Source organism: Chryseobacterium ginsenosidimutans, from assembly GCF_024807225.1.
Lineage (GTDB): Bacteria > Bacteroidota > Bacteroidia > Flavobacteriales > Weeksellaceae > Chryseobacterium > Chryseobacterium ginsenosidimutans.
Map to the genome: position 1 here is coordinate 1655559 of NZ_JANUCO010000001.1, position 11027 is coordinate 1666585.

An 11027-nucleotide genomic window follows, 5' to 3' on the forward strand; every position below is an offset into this window, starting at 1 on the left:
GCAACCTAAACCTAAAGAAACATGAAAATCACCTCCGTAATTGTAGACGACGAAATTATTGCAAGAGATGTTTTAAGGAATTATCTTACAAAATATTGTCCGCAAATAGAAATTTTAGGGGAAGCGGAAAACATCAAAGAAGCAGTTCCTCTGATTGCAGAAAAGCAACCGCAGTTGGTTTTTCTGGATGTAGAAATGCCTTTCGGAAACGCTTTTGATGTATTGGAAGCAACGAAGGATTTCTCTTACGAAACGATTTTTATTACTGCATTTTCGCAATATTCTTTGCAGGCTCTGAATAAATCGGCGAGTTATTATATTTTAAAACCGATTGATATCCAAGAATTAATTTTGGCAGTTAATAAAGTGGCTGAAAGTCTTGAGAAAAAAGAAGAACTCAACCGAAATAAAATTCTCCTTGAAAATTTAAAATTAAAACCCGAAAAACAACAGCTCATTCTCCCGACTTTGCAAGGTTTTGATGTGGTAAAAACAGAAGACATTGTAAGACTTCAGGCAGATGGAAATTTTACGCAGGTGTATCTTACAGACGGTTCAAAGAAAATGGTCTGCCGATTTTTGAAACATTTTGACGATTTGCTTGAAAACCCTTTTGTACGAGTTCACCGTTCGCATATTATCAACACCAATTTTGTAAAATCTTACCATAAAAGCGGAACGGCAACACTTTCAGACAGCACAGAAATTGAGGTTTCCGGAAGCTTTAAAGATAATTTTCTAAAGGTGTTTTCATAAACTAACCTCAGTTCGGGATAAGAAAATCTTATACATCTTTTAAACGCTACGCTCGTAAATTTTTTTTAAATAGACTTGAAAATATTTTCGTTCGCAAGGGCGTTTTACTCAGCTAAAATCGCAATCAGTCTTTGCTGAACAGAGTGCCTTTACGACCGAAAAATATCCATAATAATTTTAAAAAAAACTTAGCGCTCCTTGCGTTAAAAACCAAATCCTGAAACTTAAAATTTCAGGCATTATTTTTGAACTTTTCATTCCATCACAAAAAATATTCTACTATGAAAACGTTTCAAAAAATCGCAATCCCCGTCTCATTAGGTGTTTTGGGATTAATCATTTTAAATTCCTTTTCGGTTGGAATTCCAAAAGGTGCAATTGCTGTTCAACATTTTAATGCAGAAAAATATCTTGGAAAATGGTATGAAATCGCCCGTTTCGACTATAAATTTGAGAAAAATATGGACAATGTAACAGCAACCTATTCACAAAATCCAAACGGAACAATTCGCGTCGATAATAAAGGCTACAATTATATCAAAAAAGAATGGAAGGAATCAATCGGAGAAGCAAAATTTGTGAATGAAAAAACAGAAGCCCGATTAAAAGTTTCATTTTTTAAACCTATTTGGGCAGGCTATAATGTAATCGATATCGATGATGATTATCACTATGCTTTGGTTGCCGGAAGCAGTTTGAAATACCTTTGGATTCTCTCCAGAACCAAAGAAATCCCCGAAAGTATCCGACAGAGATTCTTAGAAAAAGCTAAGAAAATTGGTTACAATACACACGAATTAATTTGGGTGAAACATAATTAAAGTTATTGCGAAGAGCGATTGTAAGTTTATACTAAGCTTGTCGAAGCCCCATATAATAGCACACAATTTGTCATTCCGTAGGAATCTAAGCATCATTATTATAAAAATTATTGCTGAGATTCCTACGGAATGATCTGTGTTAATATGCAAGTTATTTAGCAGAAATCTGTCTGATATTTTTCTTTGCTTTTTCCAATGGCAAATATCTGTTTTATCAGTTTGTTGGCGATGGCTATTTTTATAACACGCTCGGGTTTGCCTTTTGCTTTTAGACGTTCATACATTTCCTTACATTTGGCATTCCATCTTTTTGCACTCCAACTACATAAATAAAGCAGTTTTCTGATTTGAGCATTACCCATTTTGCAGATATGGCCTCTTCCTTTTACGCTTGTTCCGCTTTGATAGATCCTGGGACTGAATCCCACAAAGGCAATCAGCTGCTTGTAATGTTCGAATTTCTCAAAATTGTCTGTAATCAGACACATCATCATCGCTGTTTGTTTTCCTACTCCCGGAATAGTCTGTAGATTTTCCATCGTTTCAGAATATTCCTCCATCGAGAGTCTGTCCATTTCCTTCTCCAGTTTTAATATCTTATTTTCCAAATATTTGATGGAATTATTGATCTCCATTCTCAAAAATTTGTCCAAAAATCCACTAGAACCAAAGGCTTCCAACTGTCTTTGATTCTGATGAACCTGTTTTATGAGCATTTCTTTCCGACTATACAATTGGCGGAGTTTATTGGCGTTTTCACTCGCCGGATTCCACTTCCTCAATTCATATTTTTCTGCATATTCCGCAATGGTCTGGGCATCTTTCTTGTCCGTTTTTGCCCGATAAAGATTGGTCTGGGAAAATCGCTTGATCACCAAAGGATTCATCACAGATATCTGCATTCCCATTTTGGATAAAAACTCTGCCAAAGGAAGATAGTAACTTCCCGAAGCTTCCATTACAACCCAGTCTTCCGGCTTTATAAGTTTTAATAATTTCTTAAATCCTGAAACATTGTTCTCAAAAACGTAATGCTTCCAGATTTTATTTTCTAAAAAACCCACATCAAATGTTTGTTTACTAATGTCAATTCCTATAAATTTACACATACAATATTTTTTACCGAGAAGAAATACTACATTAGCTTATCTATCCTGAATGCAGGCTTTATAACCTAATGATCTGTTCAAGCTTTTGTAGCAAAGGGTAAAGGAACTTACATTCCGTTCTGTCTGTGAGACTAATGACAATTTGTAGCTTTTTTCTTTACCCTAACTTCTCTTTGTTTATTCATTAAAGTTATTACTTTGCAAACATAGGATGACAAACTACATATTTAACTCAAATTCTTATACTCCTTCCATTCTTCAAAACGATAATCGATAACTTGTTTCATCAGATCATAATTTTCGTAAGTATCTTCAATATGATAGAATGTTTCGTATTCATAATCGTTTTCTTCTGCTTTGGTATCAAAAAGATTGATGTAATCATCGGCAAATGAACTGAATCTGTTTGCAAAATCTGTTTCATCTTTATAATAATCTTTTGCGAAACTGTTTCCTAGTTCATTCAGGTCGTTTTCAGAGAATTTTCCGTCCAAAGAATCAATCACAAATTCTGCACCCGTTATTTCCCTTCTCTTTAATTTTCCGATTTCTTCTTCGGCATCTTCTTTTAATTCATCGGAAATCAAATCTTTATTAATGCACCAATTCAGGAACATTCCTGTGTGTGTAGCGCCGTTTTTTTCAGGAAGTTCTTCGGGAAAATCACCGCCATAATGCCATGAAGCATCATCGTATTTAGACATAGTTTTTAATTATAGTTTTAGACAATATTCGTCAAAAATAGAAAAAATCAATTTATATTGCCCGTCACAGAGATTTTTCCGTCATTTGTAAAAGAATTTTTTCGAAAATAAAATATGGAAAATGCTGTTCTGATTACTATTGGTGACGAAATCCTTTCTGGAAACACGGTTGATACCAATTCTAACTTCATCGCCACCGAACTTAAAAATATAGGAATTAAAGTTTCACAGATCTTTACGATTTCAGATGAAATTGAAACCATCAAAAATACTATTAAATCTGCTTTTGAAATAGGAAATTTAATTATTACAACGGGTGGTTTAGGACCAACAAGAGACGACAAAACGAAAAAAGCCATCGCCGAATTTTTTAATGATGAAATTGCTTTGGATGAGGTGACTTTTAATCATCTTAAAAATTATATGGAAAAACGCGGTCGTCTGGAAATTCTGGAAAGAAACCGAGAACAGGCTTTTGTTCCTACAAAATCTAAAGTTTTTCAGAATCATTTCGGGACAGCACCTTGTATGATGATGGAAGAGGACGGGAAATTGTTATTCAGTCTTCCGGGCGTTCCTTACGAAGTAAAACCGCTGATAAAAGACCAGATTGTTCCTTATTTACACGAAAAATTTAGTCTAAATTATATTTCCACAAGAATTGTTTCCGTTGTCGGAATTCCTGAAAGTATTTTGGCAGATACTATTGAAAACTGGGAACTCGCTTTACCTCAAAATTTAGCATTATCATATCTTCCGGTGGGAACTCGTGTGAAATTAAGGTTGACTGCGACAGGCGAAAACGAAAGCTTTTTACAAGAACAGTTAGAAGAAGAAATTCAAAAATTATTGCCTTTAATTAAAGATAATGTCATCGCCACTTCCGAAGATAAAATCGAGAAAATTCTGGCTGAAATTCTAACGGAAAGAAAACTGACCATTTCAACTGCAGAAAGCTGTACAGGCGGAGAATTGGCAAAAATGATCACGTCAGTTTCAGGAAGTTCAAAATATTTTCTTGGCGGAATTATTCCTTATGCAGCCGAAAAGAAAATTGAGATTTTAAAGGTTAAAAAAGAAACGATAGAAGAGTTTTCTGTTGTCAGCGAACAGGTCGCAGCGGAAATGGCAGAAGGTTGTCAGAAATTATTTAATACCGATATTTCACTGTCAACGACCGGAGTTGCAGGTCCTGGAAAAGGTGAGGACGGGAAAGAAGTCGGAACGATTTTTTATACCATTAGAATTGATGATCAAGAAGTCACGTCAAAATTATACATGCCGCATTTAGAAAGACTGGATTTTATGAATTTTGTTTCACAGAAGATTATTCAGGATTTGGTGGGGATTCTTATTAATAATTAAATGATAATTTCAATTTTAATATTTTTTTAATTAAATCTAAGGTAGTTTTTCACGGTTTTTGTAATCCATTCAAAAAATATTATAATCGTGGAAAACTCAAAACAGATTTTTCAGACAGACAACAAAAAACGCTGGAGAAATGTGCAGTGGGGAAGTCGTGTTTTCATCTTCGTTGCCGTATTGCTTTTCTTGGCTTTAGGTCTGATGATGAAACTGGATAAAAGCCCTAAAATTCCTTTTAAAGAAGACTATAAAGCCGTTATTACAGCGAGCAAACCGTATCTTCAGGAAAATAAGATCTCTAAAGAATACAAAGGTTTCCGGAACTTTATTTCTGAAAAAACAATCCACACAAGTCTTGCTAAAATCGAGAAAGCTAAAGCCGAAAGACTTAAAAATCAAAACAGAAACTGGGCACAATTTCCGGGCGGAATCCGTTCTGCATTTTATGTTGCATGGGATCCGCAGTCTTTGATGTCTTTAAAAAGAAATATCAAACACATCAATCTGGTTTTTCCCGAATGGTTTTTCCTTGATCCCAAAACTGGAGATCTGAAAACCAATGTCGATCCTGAAGGCTATAAAGTCATTAAAAGAACAGGAGTTGCTGCAATGCCAATTTTGAGTAATAACTTTCAACAGGAATTCCATTCTGAAGGATTGGGAAAAGTATTGAAAGATCCACAAAAAAGAACAAAGCTGATCCAGAAACTGACGCAGCAATGCCAGAAACTTCATTTTAAAGGCATCAATATCGACTTTGAAGACATGAATATGGATTCTGATGAATATCTGATTGCTTTCATGCAAGAGCTTTCCCTGACATTCAAACAAAATAATTTATTGGTTTCGATGGATATTATGACCGATAATGACGATTATAATGTTGAGAAACTGAATCCTTATGTAGATTATTTTGTGTTGATGGCATATGACGAATATTCTGCTGACAGCGATGCGGGACCTGTTTCTTCACAAAAATGGATCGAAGCACAAACCGATAAAATTTTAGAAAAAACGACTCCCAACAAGATCATTTTAGGATTGGGAGCTTACGGTTACGATTGGAGTACAAACAAAGACAACAATACTTCTGTGACGTATATGCAGGCGATTACGAAAGCAAGTGCAAGTAAAGCGGTGATTAATTTTGATGATAATACTTTTAATTTAAATTATTCTTACACAGACTCAAAAAAGAATACCCATACTGTGTTTTTTAATGATGCGGCGTCTATTTTTAACACCATGCGTTTTTCTTCGGAATATCCTTTGGCGGGAACAGCGCTTTGGAGATTGGGAAGCGAAGACAGCCGTGTCTGGAATTTTTATGATAAAGACTTAACTTTTGCAGGATTATCAAAATTAAATTTAAAAACACTTGAAAATGTAAAAGGTCAGACAATGGTAGATTACATCGGTGACGGCGAAGTTTTGGATGTCTTAAATACACCACACGACGGAAAAATAGCATTAGAAATTGATCCTAAAGAAAAGATTATCACTGATGAAAATTATGTGACCTATCCAAGTTCTTATGAAGTGAAAAAATATGGAGAAGCGCCTCAGAAAGAGTTGGTTTTAACCTTTGATGATGGTCCGGATGAAACGTATACTCCGCAGGTTTTGGATATTCTTTCAAAATATCATGTTCCGGCTGCATTCTTTTTGGTAGGATTAAATGCGGAGAGAAATCTTCCTTTGGTTAAAAGAATTTATCGTGAAGGTCACGAAATAGGAAATCATACATTTACCCACGAAAACGTAGCGAAAGTAAGTCCGCAAAGAGCCTTGCTTGAAATGAAGCTGACAAGATTGCTGATTGAATGTATAACAGGACACAGCACGATATTGTTCAGAGCGCCTTACAATGCGGATTCTGAACCTACAACTTCCGAAGAAATTATTCCTGTAGCGTTGGCGAGACAGCAAAATTATCTGGATATCGGTGAAAGCATCGATCCTGAAGATTGGCAACCCGGAATAAAAGCCAACGAAATTGTAAAACGCGTAATGGCTGGAATAAAACTAGAAAGAGGAAACATCATACTTCTTCACGATGCAGGTGGAGAAACGCGCGAGGAAACTATTAAAGCACTAAAAATTCTAATTCCGACGTTACAGAAACAAGGCTATCATTTCACAAATTTAGCAAGCATTCTTCATAAAAGTAAAAACGAACTGATGCCGGAAATTCCGAAAACAAGATCGTATTATGTGATGCAGCTTAATTTGGTTTTGGCAACGATTATTTATGGAATCAGTCATTTTCTGGTGGCACTTTTTACGATTTTTATTGGTTTAGGATTGATAAGATTAATCGTAATGTTGTATTGGGCTTTTAAAGAAAGAAAAAAAGAGAAAAAACTGGAAAATTTCCCTGTGTTAGAATCTTATCCGAAAGTTTCCATCATCGTTCCGGCATATAATGAGGAAGTAAATATTATTTCTTCTTTACATAATTTATTAAAACAGACGTATCCGAATTTCGATGTGATTATGGTGGATGACGGAAGTAAAGATTCAACCTATGAAAAGGCAAAAGCAGAATTTCCTAATCATCCTAAATTGAAAATTTTCACAAAACCGAATGGTGGAAAAGCAACCGCTTTAAATTTCGGAATTTCTCACACCGATGCAGAATATGTAGTTTGTATTGATGCCGATACAAAACTGGAGCAAAATGCTGTAAAATATTTAATAGCAAGATTTTTAAACTCAAATTCAGAAGAAAAAATTGCCGCGGTTGCAGGAAATGTAAAAGTTGGAAATACGGTAAATTGGTTGACGAAATGGCAATCTATAGAATACACGACCAGTCAGAATTTTGATCGATTGGCGTATGCAAATATCAATGCGATTACGGTAATTCCGGGTGCGATCGGAGCGTTTAAAACATCGGTAATTGATGAGGTTGGAGGATATTCTTCCGATACATTGGCGGAAGATTGCGACATTACTGTGAAAATTTTAAAAGCAGGATATACCGTTGCCAATGAAAACAGAGCAGTTGCCGTAACCGAAGCTCCGGAAAGTGTAAAACAGTTTTTAAAACAGCGTTTCAGATGGACGTACGGAATCATGCAGATGTTCTGGAAACAGCGACAAACATTCCTTAATCCAAAATATAAAGGTCTCGGACTTTGGGCAATGCCGAATATTTTGCTTTTTCAGTATATTATTCCGTTTTTCTCTCCTTTGGCGGATGTGATTATGTTTTTCGGGATTTTATCAGGAAACGGCGAGAAAATATTTAGTTATTATTTGCTATTTCTTTTGGTAGATGCTTCGTTGGCTTTAATCGCATTTATCATGCAGAAAGAAAAATTAGTGAATATTTTGTACGTCATTCCGCAAAGATTCGGGTACAGATGGTTGATGTATATAGTGTTGTTCAGAAGTTTAAGAAAGGCTCTGAAAGGCGAAATGCAGTCTTGGGGATTCTTAAAAAGAACAGGAAATGTAAAAGAAATTGCAACTTCTTAAAATATATTTAATTTTCAATAGTAAGAAATTAAGATTATAAAATTTTGTTTTTCGAAAATAAGTGAAACGCCTTTGTTATCTTAAATTTCAAGGATAATTTGGATGACGCTTTGTCTTGCTTTGCGTTTAATTATCGCAAGGATAAACAAATTTTTTTGAAATTGGATTACTTGATTTAAAGAAAAACATAGGCACTTCATTTATAAAAGTAATACAAACCAATAGCCTGTTTAAATTTCTTATAAATGTTTTTCAACATTAAGAAGTTAAGATTTTAAGGGGATTGAGGCTTAAAAAACTTAAAAATCAATTTATTGATTTCTCAATTCTTAGAAGTTGGCAGATTTCTTAAATTCTTAATAGTTAAATAAAGAATAAACTCCGTTTATTTAGATTAAGAAAATTTAGATGATAAATTTAAACAGGTTCTTACTATTGAAAAGTGTGAATAAATAAGGTTTATTCAAATTAAGAAACTTAAATTAAACAGAATCTTAATATTTAATTAAATTTGTTTTCATAAAAAAGTAACAAATAATATAAGTGATATACTTATTGTATAAATTGTAATTATAATGAAAAAATTAACGCTTTCTTTGTTTTTATTAGCAGGGATTTGTTCACAAACAGTGAACGCGCAAGCTACAGACAAAGGTCTAGACATTAGCTTGATGGATAAATCAGTTCGTCCACAAGATGACTTTTATAACTACGTGAGTGGAACTTGGATGAAAACTGCCAAAATCCCTTCTGATAAACCAACTTGGGGAAGTTTCAACAAATTGGCTGATGATACAGACAATAACTCAATGACAATTTTGAACTCTCTTTTGAAGGACAAATTTGCAGACGGAACTGAAGGCAAAAAGATTCAGGATTTGTACGCAACGTACATGAACATGACGAAGAGAAATGCAGACGGAATCAAGCCTATTCAAGCAAATATCAACAAAATTGATGCTATTAAAAACCTTACGGACCTTCAGAATTATCTGACTTCTGTAACGAAAGAAGGTGAAAATACGTTGTACGGATGGGGAGTAGATGCAGATTTGAAAGATTCTAAAATGAATGCAGTTTATTTAGGAAATGCATCTCTAGGTTTAGGAAGAGATTATTACCAGAAAGTAAACGAAAAAAACACGGAAGCTTTAGCTGAATATACAAAATATGTAGCTTCAATGTTGAAAGAATTAGGCTACAAAAATGCTGACGCTGCTGCAAAAGGTATCGTAGATTACGAGAAAAGTATTGCAAAAACGTATCTTACCAACGAGCAAAGCCGTGATAATACACTTCAGTACAACCCAAGAACAATGGCTGAGCTTAAGACATTGGTAAAAGGGGTTGATATTCCTGCTTATCTTAAAAAAGTTGGGGTAAATACAGATAAAGTAATCATCGGAGAAATCGGTTATTACAAAGATTTCGATAAATTGGTGAATGCTCAGAATCTTCCTGTAATTAAGGATTATTTGAAATTCCACATAATCCACGGAAGTGCTTCTTACCTAAGCGAAAAATTGGGTGACATGAAGTTTGCTTTCTATGGTAAATATTTAAGAGGTCAACAAGAGCAAAGAGCGCTTAACAAGAGAGGTTATGAGTTGATTAACGGATCTTTAGGTGAAGCTTTTGGAAAATTATATGTTGAAAAATATTTCCCTGCTGAAGCAAAAGCTCAAATGGTAGAATTGATCGATTACTTAAAGAAAAGTTTCGCAGTTCATATCAACAATTTAGCTTGGATGTCTTCTACAACGAAGGAAAAAGCAATGACAAAGTTGAATAAATTCACTGTAAAAGTTGCTTATCCAGACAAATGGAAAGATTATTCTAAACTAAATATTGTTTCTGAAGCTAAAGGTGGAAATTTATATTCAAACCTTCAAGGTATCGGAGAATGGCAGTACAACAAAGATTTAGCTAAAATCGGAAAAGCTGTTGACAAAACAGAATGGGGAATGACTCCACAAACGGTAAATGCTTACTACAACCCGGTAAACAACGAAATCGTTTTCCCAGCTGCAATCTTACAGCCGCCTTTCTTTAACCCTAAAGCTGATGCTGCTGTGAATTTCGGTGGAATTGGTGCAGTTATCGGTCACGAAATGAGCCACGGATTTGATGATTCAGGAGCGCAATTCGATGCAGACGGAAACTTGGTAGACTGGTGGACTCCGGAAGATAAAGCGAACTTCGAAAAAGCTACAAAAGCTCTTGCTGCTCAATATGACAAATATGAGCCGGTAAAAGGAACTAATGTAAACGGAACTTTCACAAACGGTGAAAATATCGCTGACTTAGGGGGTGTAAACATCGCTTACGACGCACTTCAAATGTATTTAAAAGATAAAGGAAACCCGGGATCAATTAGCGGTTATACTCAAGATCAGAGATTTTTCCTAAGCTGGGCAACAGTTTGGAGAACTTTATCTAGTGAAAAATACATGGTAAACCAAGTGAAAACAGATCCACACTCTCCTGGATATTTCAGAAGTTTTGGTCCTTTAACAAACGTTGATGCTTTCTACAAAGCATTTGACGTAAAACAAGGAGATAAATTATACAAAGCTCCTGCAGACAGAATTAAAATCTGGTAATAACTACCAAAAAATAGTAAAACCGTTCAGAAATGAGCGGTTTTTTTGTGAATAATAATTGAATTTAAAATTGCGAAAATCCTGAACGAAGTCGAAGAATCTGTACATGATTTTTATCAATAGGAACGGGCTTTAGCCCGTTTTTCAATTAAACAAAATCAAAAGGCTTTAGCCAAAACTTAG

Annotated in this window: 7 protein-coding genes; 5 read left to right on the forward strand and 2 right to left on the reverse strand. The window is 34.7% G+C overall.

Features of this window, described 5'->3' with window-relative positions; genetic code table 11:
• Positions 1–21: 21 nt before the first annotated feature.
• Positions 22–756, forward strand: a complete 735-nt coding sequence (locus J3D55_RS08010; protein WP_259130204.1) for a LytR/AlgR family response regulator transcription factor — start codon at positions 22–24, stop codon at positions 754–756.
• A 281-nt stretch (positions 757–1037) separates the two neighbouring features.
• The gene (locus J3D55_RS08015) at positions 1038–1577 is read left to right on the forward strand and encodes a lipocalin family protein (RefSeq protein ID WP_259130206.1); all 540 of its coding nucleotides are present in this window, start codon (positions 1038–1040) and stop codon (positions 1575–1577) included.
• 155 nt (positions 1578–1732) lie between these two features.
• Here the strand turns inward: J3D55_RS08015 and J3D55_RS08020 are convergent, their stop codons facing one another.
• Together J3D55_RS08020 and J3D55_RS08025 are read right to left on the reverse strand one after the other, a co-directional pair.
• Complete coding sequence (locus tag J3D55_RS08020; RefSeq protein ID WP_259130207.1) at positions 1733–2686, reverse strand: IS110 family RNA-guided transposase; 954 nt, start codon at positions 2684–2686, stop codon at positions 1733–1735.
• Positions 2687–2913: 227 nt separating this feature from the next.
• Complete coding sequence (locus J3D55_RS08025) at positions 2914–3390, reverse strand: DUF7832 domain-containing protein (RefSeq protein WP_259130209.1); 477 nt, start codon at positions 3388–3390, stop codon at positions 2914–2916.
• A 114-nt stretch (positions 3391–3504) separates the two neighbouring features.
• On the opposite strand from J3D55_RS08025, the gene J3D55_RS08030 reads away from it, so the two are divergent.
• The 3 genes from J3D55_RS08030 (at position 3505) to J3D55_RS08040 (ending at position 10844) form a co-directional block, all read left to right on the forward strand.
• Positions 3505–4755 (forward strand): CinA family nicotinamide mononucleotide deamidase-related protein, encoded by a 1251-nt coding sequence (locus J3D55_RS08030; RefSeq protein ID WP_259130211.1) that lies wholly within the window; start codon positions 3505–3507, stop codon positions 4753–4755.
• An 87-nt stretch (positions 4756–4842) separates the two neighbouring features.
• The gene (locus J3D55_RS08035; protein WP_259130213.1) at positions 4843–8241 is read left to right on the forward strand and encodes a trifunctional glycoside hydrolase family 18/polysaccharide deacetylase/glycosyltransferase family 2 protein; all 3399 of its coding nucleotides are present in this window, start codon (positions 4843–4845) and stop codon (positions 8239–8241) included.
• 575 nt (positions 8242–8816) lie between these two features.
• Positions 8817–10844 (forward strand): M13 family metallopeptidase, encoded by a 2028-nt coding sequence (locus J3D55_RS08040; RefSeq protein ID WP_259130216.1) that lies wholly within the window; start codon positions 8817–8819, stop codon positions 10842–10844.
• Positions 10845–11027 lie beyond the last annotated feature (183 nt).